Origin of the sequence: Devriesea agamarum, assembly GCF_900070355.1 — a bacterium.
GTDB lineage: Bacteria > Actinomycetota > Actinomycetes > Actinomycetales > Dermabacteraceae > Devriesea > Devriesea agamarum.
The window spans coordinates 1,931,116-1,947,565 of sequence record NZ_LN849456.1; the positions used below are offsets into that span (position 1 = coordinate 1,931,116).

At 58.3% G+C, this 16,450-nt stretch carries 17 protein-coding genes and 1 tRNA gene; 6 read left to right on the plus strand and 12 right to left on the minus strand.

The genetic code is table 11. The features are described 5' to 3' along the window. Positions 1–73 precede the first annotated feature (73 nt). A complete protein-coding gene (locus tag BN1724_RS08330; RefSeq protein WP_058234978.1) occupies positions 74–1,087 on the minus strand; it encodes a pyridoxal-phosphate dependent enzyme in 1,014 nt (337 codons plus the stop codon). A 227-nt stretch (positions 1,088–1,314) separates the two neighbouring features. Between BN1724_RS08330 and BN1724_RS08335 the strand changes: the two genes are divergently transcribed. Together BN1724_RS08335 and BN1724_RS08340 are read left to right on the plus strand one after the other, a co-directional pair. Then, complete coding sequence (locus BN1724_RS08335) at positions 1,315–1,653, plus strand: hypothetical protein (RefSeq protein ID WP_058234979.1); 339 nt, start codon at positions 1,315–1,317, stop codon at positions 1,651–1,653. 69 nt (positions 1,654–1,722) lie between these two features. Next, entirely contained in the window at positions 1,723–2,103 is a 381-nt protein-coding gene (locus tag BN1724_RS08340; RefSeq protein ID WP_058234980.1) for a hypothetical protein, read from the plus strand. 167 nt (positions 2,104–2,270) lie between these two features. Here BN1724_RS08340 and BN1724_RS08345 read toward each other — a convergent pair. After that, a tRNA-Ser gene (locus tag BN1724_RS08345) sits at positions 2,271–2,358 on the minus strand. Between the two features lie 310 nt (positions 2,359–2,668). Here BN1724_RS08345 and BN1724_RS08350 point away from each other — a divergent pair. After that, entirely contained in the window at positions 2,669–4,879 is a 2,211-nt protein-coding gene (locus tag BN1724_RS08350; protein WP_084252896.1) for a S9 family peptidase, read from the plus strand. A gap of 201 nt (positions 4,880–5,080) precedes the next feature. On the opposite strand, the gene BN1724_RS08355 is transcribed toward BN1724_RS08350, so the two are convergent. From BN1724_RS08355 to BN1724_RS08385, 7 genes are all read right to left on the minus strand, one after another. Continuing rightward, positions 5,081–5,959 (minus strand): MetQ/NlpA family ABC transporter substrate-binding protein, encoded by an 879-nt coding sequence (locus BN1724_RS08355; RefSeq protein WP_058234981.1) that lies wholly within the window; start codon positions 5,957–5,959, stop codon positions 5,081–5,083. Positions 5,960–6,044: 85 nt separating this feature from the next. After that, positions 6,045–6,722 (minus strand): methionine ABC transporter permease, encoded by a 678-nt coding sequence (locus tag BN1724_RS08360; protein ID WP_058234982.1) that lies wholly within the window; start codon positions 6,720–6,722, stop codon positions 6,045–6,047. Continuing rightward, positions 6,723–7,739: a methionine ABC transporter ATP-binding protein gene (locus tag BN1724_RS08365; RefSeq protein WP_058234983.1), complete on the minus strand. Its 1,017-nt coding sequence runs from the start codon at positions 7,737–7,739 to the stop codon at positions 6,723–6,725. Positions 7,740–7,896: 157 nt separating this feature from the next. Next, positions 7,897–8,208, minus strand: coding sequence for a hypothetical protein (locus tag BN1724_RS08370; protein WP_058234984.1), 312 nt, complete (start codon positions 8,206–8,208; stop codon positions 7,897–7,899). Between the two features lie 74 nt (positions 8,209–8,282). Further along, positions 8,283–9,071 carry a collagen-like domain-containing protein gene (locus BN1724_RS08375; RefSeq protein WP_058234985.1) on the minus strand — a complete coding sequence of 263 codons (789 nt, stop codon included), beginning with the start codon at positions 9,069–9,071 and terminating at the stop codon, positions 8,283–8,285. Beyond that, positions 9,064–9,360 carry a hypothetical protein gene (locus tag BN1724_RS08380; protein WP_058234986.1) on the minus strand — a complete coding sequence of 99 codons (297 nt, stop codon included), beginning with the start codon at positions 9,358–9,360 and terminating at the stop codon, positions 9,064–9,066. Before BN1724_RS08380 ends, BN1724_RS08375 begins: the two co-directional genes overlap by 8 nt. A gap of 45 nt (positions 9,361–9,405) precedes the next feature. Then, entirely contained in the window at positions 9,406–10,290 is an 885-nt protein-coding gene (locus tag BN1724_RS08385; RefSeq protein ID WP_157085828.1) for a hypothetical protein, read from the minus strand. A gap of 78 nt (positions 10,291–10,368) precedes the next feature. On the opposite strand from BN1724_RS08385, the gene BN1724_RS08395 reads away from it, so the two are divergent. Beyond that, complete coding sequence (locus BN1724_RS08395) at positions 10,369–11,172, plus strand: hypothetical protein (protein ID WP_157085829.1); 804 nt, start codon at positions 10,369–10,371, stop codon at positions 11,170–11,172. An 81-nt stretch (positions 11,173–11,253) separates the two neighbouring features. On the opposite strand, the gene BN1724_RS08400 is transcribed toward BN1724_RS08395, so the two are convergent. Beyond that, the gene (locus BN1724_RS08400; protein ID WP_058234990.1) at positions 11,254–12,504 is read right to left on the minus strand and encodes a hypothetical protein; all 1,251 of its coding nucleotides are present in this window, start codon (positions 12,502–12,504) and stop codon (positions 11,254–11,256) included. Positions 12,505–12,506: 2 nt separating this feature from the next. Further along, a complete protein-coding gene (locus tag BN1724_RS08405; RefSeq protein ID WP_058234991.1) occupies positions 12,507–13,709 on the minus strand; it encodes a hypothetical protein in 1,203 nt (400 codons plus the stop codon). Positions 13,710–14,594: 885 nt separating this feature from the next. Here BN1724_RS08405 and BN1724_RS08410 point away from each other — a divergent pair. Together BN1724_RS08410 and BN1724_RS08415 are read left to right on the plus strand one after the other, a co-directional pair. Further along, complete coding sequence (locus BN1724_RS08410) at positions 14,595–15,053, plus strand: hypothetical protein (RefSeq protein ID WP_058234992.1); 459 nt, start codon at positions 14,595–14,597, stop codon at positions 15,051–15,053. Continuing rightward, complete coding sequence (locus BN1724_RS08415) at positions 15,004–15,558, plus strand: ImmA/IrrE family metallo-endopeptidase (RefSeq protein WP_058234993.1); 555 nt, start codon at positions 15,004–15,006, stop codon at positions 15,556–15,558. The genes BN1724_RS08410 and BN1724_RS08415 overlap by 50 nt, the downstream gene beginning before the upstream one ends. Positions 15,559–15,686: 128 nt before the next feature. On the opposite strand, the gene BN1724_RS08420 is transcribed toward BN1724_RS08415, so the two are convergent. Then, positions 15,687–16,370 carry a hypothetical protein gene (locus BN1724_RS08420; RefSeq protein ID WP_157085830.1) on the minus strand — a complete coding sequence of 228 codons (684 nt, stop codon included), beginning with the start codon at positions 16,368–16,370 and terminating at the stop codon, positions 15,687–15,689. Positions 16,371–16,450: the final 80 nt, after the last annotated feature.

Consider the following 16,450-nt stretch of genomic DNA (forward strand, 5'->3'; position numbering starts at 1 on the left):
GGCTGGCTCCGGACGTACCGCGACGTCGCCGGGCCACCGCGTGAGCATTCTGGTGACCCGGCGAGCTGCCGAGCTATTGCATGAGCAGCCGGCCATAGGCAGTGAGGTCGGTGTTGCCGCCACTGAGCACAGCACCGACCTTCTGCCCGGCGCACCATTCAGGATGTTCTAGGAGAGCCGCGATACCCAGCGCCCCGGTCGGTTCGACGATCAGTTTCGTCGTATCAGCAATGAGCCGCATCGCCCGGATGATGTTCTCTTCAGACACGGTTAACACCGCATCCAGGGCACGCACCCCGGCCGCCGCGCCGCGCAAAATGTCAAAAGTCAGTGGCGCGAGCGCCTGGGTCATCACCCCGTCAGCCAAGGTGCGCGGCACCTCGATTTTTACGATCCTGCCTTCGGCCAGAGACCGCCGGGCATCATCAGCCACCTCCGGTTCCACGCCGACGACTGCGCATCCCGGATCTGCCTCCCGGGCCACGATCAAACTTCCCGATAACAGCCCTCCTCCGCCGAGTGGGGTCAGCAGCGTATTCAGACGTTCCCCGAGGTCATGGACTTGCTCGAAGAATTCTAGGGCGGCAGTTCCCTGCCCTGCGACGATATCTGGGTGGTCAAATGGCGGCACCACCGTCGCACCGGTACGTTCGGCCAGGGCAGCACCGATCTCCTCCCGGCTTTGCCTGCCGCGCTCATACAACACCACCTCAGCGCCGTACCCAGCTGTAGCCTCCCGCTTCACGCGAGGCGCATCCGACGGCATCACCACGGTGACCCGAATGCCGAGCTCCCGACCGGCGAGCGCAATCGCCTGGGCATGGTTTCCCGACGAATAGGCAACCACACCGCGGGCCCGCTGCGCCTGATCCATACGCATCAGTGCGTTCATAGCCCCGCGCGCTTTAAAAGCCCCAACCCGTTGCAGGTTCTCGCATTTGAGAAACACGGTGGCACCCAGGATCTGGCTCAGCCGCCGCGATGTGACAACGGGGGTGCGGTGCACATGCGGAGCGATCCGCTCAGCAGCCGCGTACACATCGTGAACCGTGGGCAGGGTTGATTCCTGGTATGAAGCATCGGTCATAGTTCGACTCTAACGACGATTCCGCCTGTCATGCTGCGGGGGCTACAACCTGCTGCGATGGTTCGCCCGTGTATGACTCGCGGGATGCAGTGCCACCGAGCTCTTGCCACGTTCTTGTGGCGCGTGGCACGATAACCCACAGGAGTAACATTTTTCCCTTAACGGAACTTCTTTTCAGAATGGGTGACGATCGGGCAGATCTTTGGAGCTAGATGGGAAGGATCATCATGAGTCTGAAGCAACAAATAGTTCTTTTCGGTGCAATATGCGGCTTCCCTTTAGCTTCGAGCATTGCAACGAGAGAGTACTTCGACAAAACTAATCCGGAGATTTTCTACGTATTTAACGGCGTCTTTGTACTGGGGTTATGTTTTGCTCTTGTCGCGATGCTGGTTCGTCACAAGGTTCAGCTCCTGACTGTTGCGCGAACCCTGGTTACCCTTACATTCCTCTACGCAATTGCGGCGACGCGCAGTGACCTCGGGCCGATCATGATTGTGGTCGTCGCACTGGTATCAATGATCATATGGGCCAAGCGTGCGGAGTCTTTCGCACAACATAACTAAAGCGGTGTCGCAGCTAAAGCGTTCTCGCCCCCGGCCCTGCCTCCCAGTTAGCTGTGGCACAGTGGCTACATGAGTAATTACTACAGCGAATGCGCCCGTGAACCCTGGCGCGCCGACGCCACCTGGGTATGGAATGACAAGAACAAGCGGATGCGCAAAGCTGCGCCATTGCGCGCGCATCTTTGCTGCTCTGAATCCGATATTCAGACCATCACCCAGACCTGGCTCAACCAGTTTGAGCGCAGCGAAGGCGGCACCTGGTTCGACGGTGGCGTCGAATACGACCTGCTGAAAGCGCAGCCGGATCAGGTGATCTTGGAAATCTGTTCTGGCGGGGAGGATGCGTTCGAGTCCGTGAAAGCGAGCGCTAGCCGCCTGTTTGATGAGGTCGTCACGCCGCATTCCGATATCCGGGTTAGCTGGGAAGAAATGCCACTGCGCGCACGGTGAGGCGCGCGGCGGCTGCGCCTGGCAGGTCGCCCCGGATCTCACACGGATACGGCCTACGCCGACCCCCTGCCCCCAACCCTCGACCCTCGACCCCAAGCCTGGCCCGGCCCCGAGCAATGAAAAGCCCCCGACGCGAAGTCGGGGGCTTTTCTACCTTGCGGCAAGAGCGGTAGCGGCGGGATTTGAACCCGCGGTACGGGGTTACCGTACACATCATTTCGAGTGATGCACCTTCGGCCGCTCGGACACGCTACCGTCATCTATCTTAACTATCGTGACGGAGTCGGCCAATAAACGCAGGTCAGGTGGGATCGACGTCACTTCCCGAAACCTAGTCATGAGCCGCGGGTTGTCGCAATGAGGTGGGACGTCCCAGCGAGGACCCTAGGCCGGATTGTATAACCGAGCCGAACGGCCCGACCGAGTCGGATCGTGGAACCCGGCGGATACTCTCACCACGTCGGATGGTTCAACCCCGGCGGATAGCCTGAGCCTGTCGGTGCCGCCTGGAGACCACCCGGATGTCGCCGTCTAGTCCACAGACCAATCCACGTAGCCTAGTGCTATGACTCAACGCAGCGCCGCACAGGCCCATCCTGACACCGCAGGTACTACGCCCACGCCGACCACCGCCAAGACTGAACGGCCAGGTCCTCCCCTACCTGAGCAGCGCTTTATCGAGCGCACTCACCACGGTGACACCGTGCGGGACCCCTACGACTGGCTGCGGGATAAGGACAACCAGACTGTTCTTGACCACCTTCACGCCGAGAATGCGTACACGGATTCCGTCACCGAACCGCTCAGACCGCTGCGCGATGCGATCGTCGCCGAGATTAAATCCCATACCCAGGAAACCGATCTCAGCGTGCCGGACCGGGACGGCGAATTCTGGTACGTCATGCGTACCACCGAAGGCGAGCAGTACCCCACGTATTCTCGTATCCCTGACACGGGTTCGCGTCCCACGATCACGCCGGGGGTGTTCACCGACGACGAGCAGATGCTGCTGGATTGTCCCCGGCTGGCTGAGGGAAGCGAGTTCTTCCGGCTCGGTGGTGTGCGCCCTTCCCCCGACCACACCCGCCTGGCCTATAGTGTCGATGTCACCGGCGATGAGCACTTTGACCTGCGCGTTCTGGATATTCACAGCGGCGACGTGATTGATGATGCCGTACGCAATATCGGTTACGGTTTCGCGTTTTCCTGCGACGGTCAGTGGCTGTTTTACACCCGGGTCAACGATGCGTGGCGGCAGCATCAGGTCTGGCGTCACCGGATCGGGTCGGACGCTGCGACGGATACGCTCATCTTCGAGGAGAAGGACGAAAAGTTCAGTGTGTATCCGTTCGCATCGCGCGATGGGCAATTCTTCGTCATCGTCTCCGCGTCCTCGACCAGTTCGGAATGCTATCTACAGGATCTGTCCGAGCCAGAGAGCGAACCGCGAAGCATCGCCCCTCGTCGCCCGGGCGTCGAATACATGGTTGAGGTCGCCGGAGACCACCTGCTGATCGTGCACAACGACGGCCACATCAACTTCCAAGTAGCCCGGGCCGAGCTCAACTCCGAGGACCACTCCACTTGGCAGCCCGTGCTAACCGCAGGCCCCGGGGAGCGCATTACAGGTGTGGATGCCTTCGAGTCTGCGGCGGCAGTGAGTCTGCGTTCCGGGGGTCTGGCACGGGTTCGCATTCTTCCGCGCAAGACCGAGGCGCCCACTGGCTGGGATGTTGAGGCCGCCTGGGACCTGGGAACCAACGGGCCTTTGGACACCGTCGAACTGGATACGAATCTGTGCTGGCAGACCTCCACTCTGCGGTACCAGCTGACCAGTATGCTTACCCCGCGGACCATCTGCGAGGCGGACCTTTCCACCCGCCATACGGAGGTTCTGCGGGAAACCCCGGTGCCAGGATTTGACCGGTCCCGCTACGTTGAGCACCGCGAATGGGCAATCGCTGAGGACGGGACCCGTATCCCCCTGTCAGTTGTGCACCGCGCGGATCTATCACCCGACGGCACCAACCCGGGTTACCTCTACGGTTACGGTTCGTACGAGATCTCCATAGACCCGTATTTCTCGGTAGCGAACCTGTCGATGCTCGACCGCGGTGTGGTGATCGCTATCGCCCATATCCGCGGTGGCGGAGAGATGGGACGAGAGTGGTATGAACAGGGGAAACTGCTTCACAAGAAGAACACGTTCTCAGATTTCGTGGCGGCTGGGCGACACCTCGTGAGCTCCGGTTGGGTTCAGTCCGGGCGACTTGCGGCAGAGGGTCGCAGCGCCGGCGGCCTGTTAATGGGCGCGGTTGCCAACCTCGCTCCAGACCTGTTCCGGGTGATCCTGGCGGGTGTGCCTTTTGTCGACGCACTCACTACCATTTTGGATCCGTCGCTCCCGCTGACGGTAGGCGAATGGGAAGAGTGGGGCAATCCGCTGGAGGATCCGGAGGTGTACGCCTATATGAAGGAGTACAGCCCGTACGAGAACATCAAACCTTGCCAGTACCCGGCGATTTTTGCCGCGACCTCACTCAATGACATCCGAGTTTTTTACGTGGAACCGGCTAAGTGGGTGGCTCGGCTGCGGGAAACCGTCACCAATGATCTGGCGGAGCGTCCTATCGTGTTGCGCTGCGAAATGGTGGCTGGTCACGGGGGCCGGTCGGGCCGATACAACCAGTGGGAGCAGCGGGCCGAAGAGGTCGCATTCCTGCTCGACCAGTTAGATGCGACGCAGGTGCCCTCGCCCATCACCGAGGCCGCATAGCGAGTGGTGCACAGGGCCCCATAGCCTGAGGACATTTCTCAGCTATGGGGCCCTGTGCTCAATGGTTCAATCGCGCTCGTAGCTTTACAGGATCGCTCGGCATTGGCCGTCACAAGGCATGTCGTGCGACATACTCAGACCGTGCACTGCGTTGCAGCCTCGCGAGTCCTCTACAAAGAGGGGTTCGGACACCTGCTCTCGTTAGAAAGCGGGGATGACCGCGCCGTCACTCCAGGTTTCCTGGATGTACTTCTTGACCTCGGCTGAATGCAGCAGCTTATTGAGCGTCACCAAGGCCGGATTATCCTGATCCACCTCCCGCACCACCAGCATGTTCGCATACGGGTTGTTCTTTCCGTCTTCCAGAACCAAGGCATCTGAGCTGGGCTTCAGCCCTGATGCGAGGGCGAAGTTACCGTTGATCACGGCGGCATCGAAGTCGCCCAGTGAACGGGCCAGCTGCGCAGCGTCCACCTCTTTAAACTTAATTCCCTTCGGGTTCTCCGCGATATCAAAAAGCGTGGTGGCGGTGGGCTCGACCCCCTCTTTCAGAGCGAAGAGCTTCTGCTTCGCCAGCAAGGTGAGCGCCCGCCCCTGGTTGGTCGGGTCATTGGTGATGCCGAAGGTGGCACCCTCGGGAATCTGGTCCAGCGTAAGCGCCTTCAACTTCTTGGAGTACACCCCGAGCGGTTCAATGTGAATACCCTCAAAGGGGAATAGCTTGTAACCCTTTTCTTTGATCTGTGTTTCCAAGAAGGGCTTGTGCTGGAAATAGTTCGCATTGATTTCGCCGTCGTTCAGGGCAGCGTTAGGGATGTTGTAGTCATCCATCACTTTGATCTTCAGATCCAGCTTGGCCGGGCCCGCTAGCTTCTTCTGCACGAACTCAAGGATCTGCGCCTGCGGCACTGGGGTGGCCCCAATGGTCAGAGTGGTCACGCCGTTGCCATCTGCTTTCGGTCCCTCACTAGTTTTCGAGGAACCGCAGGCAGCCAGCGCAAGGGCAGCTAGTCCGGTGGCGGCGCCGAAGGCATACCGGCGGGTCACACGCGGACCGTTGTGGTTCGAGGGGTGATTCATTGCTGCTCCGTTCACATATGGGGCGAGGAGGTTAAAACTTTTCGGTTCGAGGGGCGACTCGAGGGGCGACATCAGCTGGTTGCGATTACCGATGATCGACAGCGCGGGCCAAAATATCCCCGACGACCTGCACGATCTGCACCATGACCACCAGCAGAACCACGGTCACGATCATCACGTCGGCCATAAATCTGTTGTAGCCGTATTGAATAGCCATCGCTCCGAGGCCGCCGCCGCCCACGGCGCCGGCCATCGCCGTGTACGAGATGACGGTGATGGCTGTGGTGGTCACCGATCCAATAATTCCGGGCAGTGCCTCAGGAAGCAGAACCCGTCCCATCAGATGGCTACGGCTAGCTCCCATCATGGCTGCGGCTTCTACCTTGCCGGAATCAACCTCGCGCAGATTGATCTCCACCAGGCGAGCAAAAAACGGGATAGCCCCAATGGTGAGCGGAACGATCGCGGCGGTTGACCCCACGGATTGGCTGACCAACAACCGGGTGAAGGGAATCAACGCAATCATGAGGATGATGAACGGCAGCGAACGACCAATGTTGACCACCGCGCCAAGAACAGTGCTCAACCAGCGGATCGGCACCAGCCCACCCTTTGAGGTGGCGTGCAGCAGCATCCCCAAGGGCAAGCCGACCAGCACCGTGAACACCATGGTGACGCTGGCCATATAGATGGTTTCCCAGAGTGCTTGCGGAAGGCCGCTAGCGCTGGTCAGGACGGGGTTATGTAACCAGGTGCGGTCCATTCAGCGTTCCACCTTCTCCGCAGCGATACCTTCGGCTTCCAAATCGCGCAGACATTCAGCGAGCCCATGTTCACTAATCGGCGTGCCGGACGCGTTGGTGAGTGCCAGTTGCACTCTGCCGATCTGGGTTCCGCCGATGGTTTCTATCGTTCCCGCCGCAATCTGCACTTCCGCGCCGCGAGCCCGCACAAAAGCGATCACATCGTCGGTACTTTTCAAACGCTCAGACGCACCGTAAAACACGTTGATCAGCAGCCCGTCGACCCCGGTCGGGGCGGGCGGCATCGGAATAAGTTCCGGCGCCAATCGCCCGTGGGGATTGCGCACGACATCTTGCAGTGAACCGGTCTCAACAATCCGCCCTGATTCCAACAGGGTAGCGCCGTCGCAGACTTCCCGGACCACCGACATCTCATGGGTAATGATCAGCACCGTGATCCCGAGCCGGTCGCGTAGGTCCCTGATCAGCCGCAATATTTGCCTGGTGGTGGTTGAATCGAGCGCGCTGGTCGGTTCATCGCACAGCAAAAGCCGTGGCGAGGTGGCCAGTGCCCGGGCAATTCCGACCCGTTGACGCTGCCCCCCGGACAGCTGCGACGGATAGTTGTTTTCGCGTCCGGTAAGACCCACCAGATCCACCAGCTCGGCAACTCGATGCTCGCGTTCCCCGCGCGGTGTGCCAGCAATTTCCAGTGGATGCGCGATATTGCGGGCGGCAGTGCGGGAGTCAAGAAGGTTGGCATGCTGAAACACCATGCCGATATCGCGGCGGGCTCGTCTGAGCGCGGCACCGACTAGCGCGGTCAGGTTCACGTCATCCACGTAGACACTGCCCTCGGTGGGGCGTTCCAGCGCAGTCAGGCACCGAATCAACGTGGACTTTCCCGCTCCGGAGCGTCCGACAATGCCATGGATGCTCCCGGCGGGCACGCTCAGGTCGATGCCGTCAAGCGCGACGACATCCTCACCTCCGTCAGGAGCTGGGAAGACCTTGGTCAGGCCGTCAAGTGTGATCACATCCGATAGTGAAACATCCGGTGATCTGGGGCGCGATCTGGCATGTCACATTCTGTCGCAGGGCCTATCTGATCGTGACCGATCTCATTATGCGAGGGGTGGGTGCACACGAAAATAGCGCCCCGTCGCCCATAGTCGAGAGACGGGGCGCTGGTGATCAGTTTCCGGTATCCAGTTCCGCATCGAAGGCATGCGATCCGGTGGGGCGGATCACGGTCCCCGTGGGTGCGGCTTCATTGGCGGGTCCGGCGATCACCTCGCCACCGCGAGCATGTTCGACCACATTGACGTTCGGGGTGACATACCGTCGTGTGATCGCCACGATCAACGGTGCGATCACTGCGATGACACCGATCAGGGCCACTTTCTGGTCCTCCGTGATCGGGATACCAAACGCAATCAAGAGAGCAATAATGGCGGCTGCGGCCGAGGTGATTGTTGCGGTTGAGAGCACAGGTTCAGTGCGCATGAGTAATCTCCTTAAGGTTTAGGGGTGAGGGGTAAAGGATTAAGGGGGAACGGTTAAGAACTAGGGGTCATGGGCTAGGAGTGCGGGGAAGGAGGGGTTGTGACGAGACAGGGGCCGCCGTCGCTTTCGGTCGCATCGGTCCATGTCAGAATCCAGTGGCCACTCTCTGGGTGGCAGGTGGCACTCACGAGCCCGCGTCCAGCAGGCCCCGTCTTCCCGGCTGGGCCGGGTGGGCCGGCAGGTCCTTGGGGGCCCGGCGGACCAGTTGGACCAGCCGGTCCGTCCTTGCCGTCTGTGCCAGGCTCGCCGTCCGGGCCAGCCTGACCGGGGATTCCGGGGACACCAGAGGGTCCCAGCGGACCGGGTATGCCGGGCTGACCGTCGGGTCCAGGCGGACCGGGTATGCCTGGTGCACCTGGTGCGCCGTCAGTCCCGGGTATTCCCGGAACACCTTGCGGCCCTTGCGGTCCTGCGGGTCCGCGATCCCCGGTCGCATCCATCACTGTGCCACCCGGAGTTTCAGCAGCGGTTTTCTGTGCATCCGCGCAGACAGCCTTGCCCTGGGTATCTTGCTTCACCGCACCAGAGGCGCATAGATCAGCCACTGACCGGGCGATATCGTGTTTAGCTTGCGTTTCGTCCTGGACTTGAACATGAGCGCGCGATAGTTGCTCACCACGTTCTCTAAGTGTTTTCCCGTTGGACCAAGCCATCACGGTCAGGACGGCAATTCCCACTAAACAGATACACAGGCCAGCGGTGAGAATCCAGATCATGATGCCCTGGACACGTTCGGCCCGGCTAGCGGCCTGTGCGCTTTGTTCGGCGCGTTGTTCGACATCCCGGATGTCATGCTCAGACATTGGGTACCTCCCGGTAAGCGGGATCCGGTTCAATGTGGTGGGCGATCAGCTGGCGGTGATACGACAGTCGATCGCTGTTGACTTGTGTGAGCGCGGCTCGATAACCGTCGAGGCTGATCTGTAGTTTCTCGATCTCAGCGAGATAGAGTTCCGCGCGGAGTTTTTGCGCCGATAGGGCGTCTTCATAGCGTTCATGTCTCATGATTCTTACTTGGGTGACAATCCAGGCGATCCCGCCGCCTACGACGGTGAGCACACCGCCCAGAGCGACAAGGATGTTCGCATCCATGCCATACATTCCTTGCCTCTCTTGAGCAGTGAGTCGATAAAGGATTTACATCTGGGAATTGAGCCATTTTTGAAGTCCTCGGACTCCATTGCTGGGCCGATCCAAACGTTTATCGATAGGGCCGCCATAATAACCCATTGTTTTCAACTTCTGTTGAATCTTTCCATAGGTATTTGGTCCGAGCGCACCGTCCGCTTTCGCACCACACCAAGATTGAAGCTTCTGAATGGTCGGTGAGCCGGAGGCATATCCGGAGACAATCTCAATAGCGTTCGAGTTAATCGCCCTTGTGATCTGATTGTCGGGCTGACGCGAGAGAATTCCATCCTGATAAGGAGCGCCGAGCACTGTCTGTATAGCGCGATTCGTGGCACGTCCCCATAGACCGTCAACGGTGATATGCGAACTCGTTCCACCACCGCCCGTGGGGGCTATACCACGTCCTGGACCAAATCCTCCTCCCATCATGATGGGGCCGTAATCCGGGCGGACAGTGCCGTACAGGCTTTTCGCGAGCCGGTAACGGTCGTGATACACCCCATCACCATTTGAACTGCCGTTATCATTGGTATTCCCACCGACCCGTTCAATGCGTCCATCAGTTCCGACGCCGGACAGTGCTAGCTCAATATGATTCATACCTTTGCCGACGATCAATAGGTCCCCACGTTGTACGTCGCTCGATTTAGGGTAAAAACGCCCTCGTTCCTTACCCCATGCCACAGCGTAAGGTACATATCGAAAATATGGGAAATTGGCCTTAGGGATAAGTGCTTTACGTGCTCCCCAACAAAGGAAATCATAGCACCAGTAAGCGCTGTCACCGTGAAGCTCACGAGAGTACTTATTCTTTTCTCCTTCACCTTCTCGATATCCAGTTTCACGAAGTAGGTAACTGATGAGCATTTCTCTTCCCAAAAGAACAGCCATGATTCAATCTCCTTATTTTTGTTATCTTAACTTGATTTATATGGGTCACATCTCAGGTACAATTTGAGAATGCGATGTGTGAAAATTTTTCGTGTGGCCAGTGTGGTGGTCGCGGTGGGTGTGTTGGTGGCGGGGTGTAGCTCTGCGGATAAGCAGCCGTCGGCAGCAACCACGTCGCCCGCGTCGGCTTCGGTCTCGCCGTCAACAGCGGGTTCTCATGGGGTAACCGCATCGTCTGGTCCTCGGGTGGTGATGCCGCAGAGGCTGGCGACTGATCCGGCAGTGTTTGGGGATCAGGTTGCGGTGTCGCAAACCGTCACGGGTCATGGTCTTGATCCGTTGGATTTTGGGCCGTGTCGTGATCAGGCTGCCCAGGGGGCTGATTCCAAGACGATCACGGGGCATGTGCTGGGTGATCGGGCTCGGCAGGCTTATATTGATGCGGGTTTACCGCGTGAAGCGGCCGAGAAGATGCATTGGGCTGCGAGTGGCGCTGGTGCTGACACTGCTAAGCAGCAGTGTGAGGGCCAGATTGGTCGTGATTTTCAGGTCGTGGTTGGGTTGCGGCAGGTGGGTGAGAACATGCACGTGATGATGACCGTGAGTTTGAAGGGGTCTCGTGATCAGCCGCCGCTTCGCGTGGATAACGCGCGTCCGATGCTGACCGCGTATGTGGGTGAGAATCATCGGCCGGTTCCTATTTCGGTGGGGGAGTTTCGGGAGGATGCGAATCCTGATGGGTCGCCTCTGTATCAGTGGACGAGTGTGGTCCCGGTCAAGGATTTAGGGCCGGTGAAGGATGTGGTGTTGCGGACGGATACGGGTTTCTTGCCCGAGTGGTTTAACGTGTTCACGTTTTATCGCATCCACGTCACCACCTGAGCGTGACGCGACAAATTAGCGGTCTCGCAGACCGGCAAGATGCCCCCAACCTCTAACAAGCGAGGTCAGGGGCATCTCAGGTCACGGCTTACGAACCCACGGCCGGTACTCGTCCGGACGGATGTTCATATCAGGTGACGGGCGACCCCAGTCAATCGGTGCCCACTCCGTAAGGTCCCAGGGGAAATCGCTGATATTAAGGCCTTGACCTCGGCCCTCGCCGGGACGCCGATACTTCTTATCGATTAGACCATCGAAAGCCCACGGATCGGCTCCATAGATATGCGCGTACGTGCGGCCCTGCTCTGCGTTGAAAGCATGACACCAGAGGTTAGTGTCTGTCGCAACAAGACCGTACGTTTGTGCTGCGCGGATAAGGATCTGTGTCAGCGGACGATACGGTTGACCTGTTCGGGGATCGTTCAACGGATCCACAGATATTGGGAGACGACCCCACTGACCGTGCGTCGGCGTGACCCCGTCCCCGGTATACCGGTTCGGATCCGATTCATTCCACTTGCGGCCGCCACTCATATAATGCTCTAACTTTCCGTCAGCACCGCGTGCGGGCCACGAAATTCGAGTGGTACCATCCTTATTGAGCATGCGTAATGCGGCGGCGGTAAACGTAAGCGCGTGATCAATCTTGCCATTTAACACTTCCGATATACCGATGAATCCCAGCGAATTATGCATTCCAGCGACATTAGAGAGACCTCGTCGCTGCTGCAAACCATAGTTGGTCGTTGCCAGGTTCTTAAAGTCAGGTTCCGCAACCGAATATCCACCAGATGCGACCCATACTCCGTCTTTATCCTTCATGGCGAAGAATAATTCCCGCATAATTCCGGTACCTCGATCATAGATCGCAAGTCCGTGATCACCATTCTGTGCGGCTACCCCCCACGAGGGTAGGGGAATAGATCCACGCATATAAGTATCGATTTCAATCTGGTCGGTTTGAATTGAGACCCCGTTCAACTGCTGGAATGTGCACGCGGGGTCACGGGAGTCCACGACGTAGGCGTGGATTGGCTGAGTACCGTACGCTGAGGTATTCAGCGATGTCCGACTTCCCCACGCACCATTCGGCCTAAACGGAGACCAGTCCCACATGTACTGCGCGTACTTTGCGGAGTCAGGGTCGAGGGGCATGTCCGCCACAGATCGCTGAAGAACGGTACCCTTCCCAATGTACGGGTCGAACATGGAGCGGAACTGCACAGCCGAGTCCTCGCCATCAGACATGGCCTTCTCCCATGATTTACCGTCATGCATGTAGGGCTGTGTGGCTTGCCACCGCCCCGATACCGAATCAAAGATACGAGTCATGGTCAGACCCCCAGCTTCGTAATCACGAGATTATCAATCTTAAAGCCAGATGCAGTCGCATAGTGCCGGACCTGAAGACCATCGGACTCGCCCTGGGCCTTTAAATCGATATCCGACTTCCCCTGGGAAACCTCACCCGACGGCGCCGTCACAGATACGACACCATCGTAATAAGACAGTTTCCAGCGCCCAATTTGTGCATCAGGACCAGTCCAAGGGATTCGTACTGAGGACTTGTGTACTACCACCGTGTCTTTTTGGAAGGTGAGGTTAATGCCTCCGTCACCGACCGTTGATCTCGCGCGGATCGCAATACTTGCGAGCGGAGTGTTCTTAGCTGTCGACGTTGTCGTACCGACAGACACCACATCAAAGGCAACCTCGAGATTCTGCGCAGCCACACGCCCGAAAATCCATACGTTACCCGTACCAGGCTTGAGAGGGGTGAGCACCCCGCCCTGGGGCCGGTATCCTTCGTGCGCGTTTCGGTCACCATGTTCACCTGAAAAGATGAACTTGCCGGTTCCACCGAGGGCATTGTTCAAGGTAAAGGGAATAGTTGCCGAGTCCGTCGCGAAATCCCCTGATGCGATAATCTCGCGTGCGTTCGGATCGGGGAAGGGATGGGTCCACGAGTAGGTGGACACCATCTTGTAGCCGGGTAGAGCGATGGCGTCAATCGTTACCTTCGACGGAACCTTTGACACGATCTTCGTGACTTCACCTCCCGGGATGTCGATGCCGTCTCGCACTCGGTATTTCACACCGACGAGGGAGGGCACGAGAACAGTTCCCTTAATGTCGTCCCACACCGGTTCACTAGGAATCACCGGAACTAGTTTTTCAAGAGGCTTCTGCCAGACAATCGGAACAGTGGTGCCATCTGCCGTTTTATACAGCCCTTCTTTCGGTTCGGTTGCGGAGACAACCGTCCAGAACCCTTGAGCCTTTGCCTGGGCATCCGCTGACCAGGAACCACTTTGCGGAGCCGGTTTCCAGCTCGCCGCACCAGAGGCGTCACGGGTGAGAACCGTACCTGCGTCACCACCCTTCGGAAGAGTTTCTAGTGCCGCGATCTCCTTTTTCGTTGCGTAGGTAGCGAGATCTGGGATGCGAGCATCAATAAGCCCTTTGACCTGCGCAAGTGCTTCATTCGAGAGAGGTCCCTCAGAAGCGGTAGCGTTAGCGTTGGGAGTAGTATTCATAATAGTTTTCCGTTCTAAATATGTGTTAATAATTAGATTAATAAATATAGTTAGGTGCAATATAATTAAGACGTGCATGCCGACTGGGGATTATTCTCATTGAATATAGATAATCGACAGCACATCGACGAGATACGGATTCCCATGTGGCATCCATTTTTATCTCGTGCCCCTGCCGTGCAGCGCTGGTTATATCCGGGGTTTAAAGCTCACCCTTTTATGCGGACAGGATCAGTCATCACGCAGGGGATCTGTTGTTAACCGGCAGTGCCGGTGCGCACCATGAGCATGGGTGCGCTCGCTCCACATCTTTCGTTGGGCGTGGTCACGGACTTGTATTCATCCCCCCTAGAGCCTGGGTCTGCCCGCATTTCAGCGGGCGTCAGCGGTCTTTCACTCATCGGTGCCGCTGGGGTTTCTCTATTTTGTTGTCAAACTTTTTGATCGCGGGGACGCACTTAAAAGTGGCCCAATATTCGACGCATAATGCGCCCGTTAGGCGGCGTTACATTCCTTTCGGGGTACACAAAACGCCTGCCATGGCCATGCAGTTACTCGCATTGCTTCGCCAACGAAGCGGTCGGCTGATGAGCCCGTCACCTCTGCCGCTCGCGCTCGTTGAATCTCGGCACAATTGAGGCCTAGGCGAGCAGCAAGCGCGGCATCGCTGGGTTCACAGAGGTACTCACGCAGCTTCGAGACGATGCCGGGCCGAAGCCCGTAGCTTTCGGTTGACATATCACCTCCTCAGTGTGAGTCACTTTTGCGTCGTCTGTTGATATAAGTAGACGCCTGCTCGGCGCGTGACGCAAGTCGTAGCCGATATGACGCGTATCACACACCTATAAGCTGGATGTTGTCTACAAAATGACTCACGATGGTGGTATGACTGAGACCTTGAAGCAGTGGATGACCCGCGTCACCCAGGGCGCTTCGCTGCGCGCAATCGCCTCCGCCGCAGGTATCAAGCAGGCGACCCTCGCCCGTCAAGCGGCAGAGAACCGGATTTCGCCCGAATCGGTCGTCGCCATCGCTCACACCTACAACGCCAACGTCCTGGAAGGTCTGATCGCACAGCGCCTGCTCAGACCCGATGACATCACTCAGGTGCGGGAAGTCATCGGACTGCGCGAAGCGTCGGACCGCGAGCTTGCCGACGAGATCCTCCGGCGTCTGAACGAACGCGGCACCGACACACTCAACTCTGATGAGAAGACCCGCGCGCCCCGTATGTCAGTCCCTCGACTTACGCTTCTTTCAGACGATGCGCCTAAAGAATGGGAGGACATGCCGTATGCCGCCGATACCGAGCATCCCGGAGACGATCCCGGCGAAGACGACTGATCTCATCACCTATGCCGAAGCTGCCGGGATCCGAGTCTTTTGGTCACCGGATCTTCCTGAACGAGGCCGCTATATCCCCGGTATAAACGTCATCGTGCTGCGCCACGGCATGACAGAGGCACGCACCGTCTCGACGCTCGCCCACGAGTTAGCTCACGCCCACTTCGGTGACTGGTGCGTCGATGAGGCCACCGAACGACGCGCCTGGCGTTGGGCTGCACGTTTACTTATCAGCCCCGTCGAATACGCATTAGCCGAGGCTATTCACCATGCCCCTGGAGCCATCGCGAGAGAACTTGGTGTCACCCGGGAGATAGTCGAAGCCTTTATTACAGAGCAAACGAAAGCTGCAGGAGGTCACGGCAGGGCAGGCGAGCAGGCGGATCGTCGTCAGAAAGTTTCAGGATCTAACGCCCGAGATGCAGAGCTGGACAAAAATTATATATGCACCAATTCTAGAAAAACATCTTTAATTGGCACAGCCGACACCGCAGTTGGCACGTAAAAGGTGAAGGGCACAGCATTTCCTGCCGGTCTAGTCCCACCCGCATATAAGGCGTGCGACCGCTACGAGATGACGTATTTTCCCATCGTGCGACCCTCTAAAACCGACCTGGACACACTGCTCTCCTTTTAGTGCGATCCTTTGCGGTCAGCGAGCGCAACCAGATAGGTGGCGCCAGCGCTCAGCCCCGCAATGGCGATCCGTGGGTGACTCACTCCGTGGCGCACGAACCAGCGTTCGAGTTTGCCGTCTATCGTCAGCGACGTCCATTGGCCGAGCGCGATCAGGCCTCCTGCTGCCACTCCAATCGGAAGCGCATACGCGGGATGAAGCTGAATGCGCGGGCGCGAGGTCTCAGTATCAGGCGACGAGGCCCCACCCTCAGGAGAAATCTCAGCTTGCGTAGCAGAGTCGGCACTTCTCTCCATAGGGATTGAGGCCGCTTCCGTCAGGCTGGCCTCGGCCACGCTCGGGGTGGCATGTGCCGGCAAAAATTGCGTAGAGTCCGCATCTGATGACGCTTCAGCACCGCCAACATTTCGTTCATTCTCTGAGGTTTGACGGGACTCTTTCCGGGCGGCTGCATACTTCAGCATGGGCTGCGCGCTGACCACCACTGCCGCTGTAATACCAACAAAGGCTGCCGGAACAATGATGTAACCCATCCGCATCCAGCGTGGAAACCGGTTCGCCGGAATCATGCCGAGCAGCCCGCCCATTGCGGCTTGCACAGCGGGGGATCGAAGGACGACGTCCACCGAGGAGGTCGGTTCAGGAGAGACTTCAGACGACAATCGGAATGGGACTCGCATCACCCCATTGTGCCAGGCAGCACGATGCCGCACCGCCCGAAGAGCCATAACCCCGACGCGGCATTGCCAACCTGGCCGTT

Bases quoted from the DNA above. Each gene is read 5' to 3' on its own strand.
- BN1724_RS08330 (WP_058234978.1), bottom strand. From the start codon at position 1,087: ATGACCGATGCTTCATACCAGGAATCAACCCTGCCCACGGTTCACGAT.
- BN1724_RS08335 (WP_058234979.1), top strand. From the start codon at position 1,315: ATGAGTCTGAAGCAACAAATAGTTCTTTTCGGTGCAATATGCGGCTTC.
- BN1724_RS08340 (WP_058234980.1), top strand. From the start codon at position 1,723: ATGAGTAATTACTACAGCGAATGCGCCCGTGAACCCTGGCGCGCCGAC.
- BN1724_RS08350 (WP_084252896.1), top strand. From the start codon at position 2,669: ATGACTCAACGCAGCGCCGCACAGGCCCATCCTGACACCGCAGGTACT.
- BN1724_RS08355 (WP_058234981.1), bottom strand. From the start codon at position 5,959: ATGAATCACCCCTCGAACCACAACGGTCCGCGTGTGACCCGCCGGTAT.
- BN1724_RS08360 (WP_058234982.1), bottom strand. From the start codon at position 6,722: ATGGACCGCACCTGGTTACATAACCCCGTCCTGACCAGCGCTAGCGGC.
- BN1724_RS08370 (WP_058234984.1), bottom strand. From the start codon at position 8,208: ATGCGCACTGAACCTGTGCTCTCAACCGCAACAATCACCTCGGCCGCA.
- BN1724_RS08375 (WP_058234985.1), bottom strand. From the start codon at position 9,071: ATGTCTGAGCATGACATCCGGGATGTCGAACAACGCGCCGAACAAAGC.
- BN1724_RS08380 (WP_058234986.1), bottom strand. From the start codon at position 9,360: ATGGATGCGAACATCCTTGTCGCTCTGGGCGGTGTGCTCACCGTCGTA.
- BN1724_RS08385 (WP_157085828.1), bottom strand. From the start codon at position 10,290: ATGGCTGTTCTTTTGGGAAGAGAAATGCTCATCAGTTACCTACTTCGT.
- BN1724_RS08400 (WP_058234990.1), bottom strand. From the start codon at position 12,504: ATGACTCGTATCTTTGATTCGGTATCGGGGCGGTGGCAAGCCACACAG.
- BN1724_RS08405 (WP_058234991.1), bottom strand. From the start codon at position 13,709: ATGAATACTACTCCCAACGCTAACGCTACCGCTTCTGAGGGACCTCTC.
- BN1724_RS08410 (WP_058234992.1), top strand. From the start codon at position 14,595: ATGACTGAGACCTTGAAGCAGTGGATGACCCGCGTCACCCAGGGCGCT.
- BN1724_RS08415 (WP_058234993.1), top strand. From the start codon at position 15,004: ATGCCGCCGATACCGAGCATCCCGGAGACGATCCCGGCGAAGACGACT.
- BN1724_RS08420 (WP_157085830.1), bottom strand. From the start codon at position 16,370: ATGCGAGTCCCATTCCGATTGTCGTCTGAAGTCTCTCCTGAACCGACC.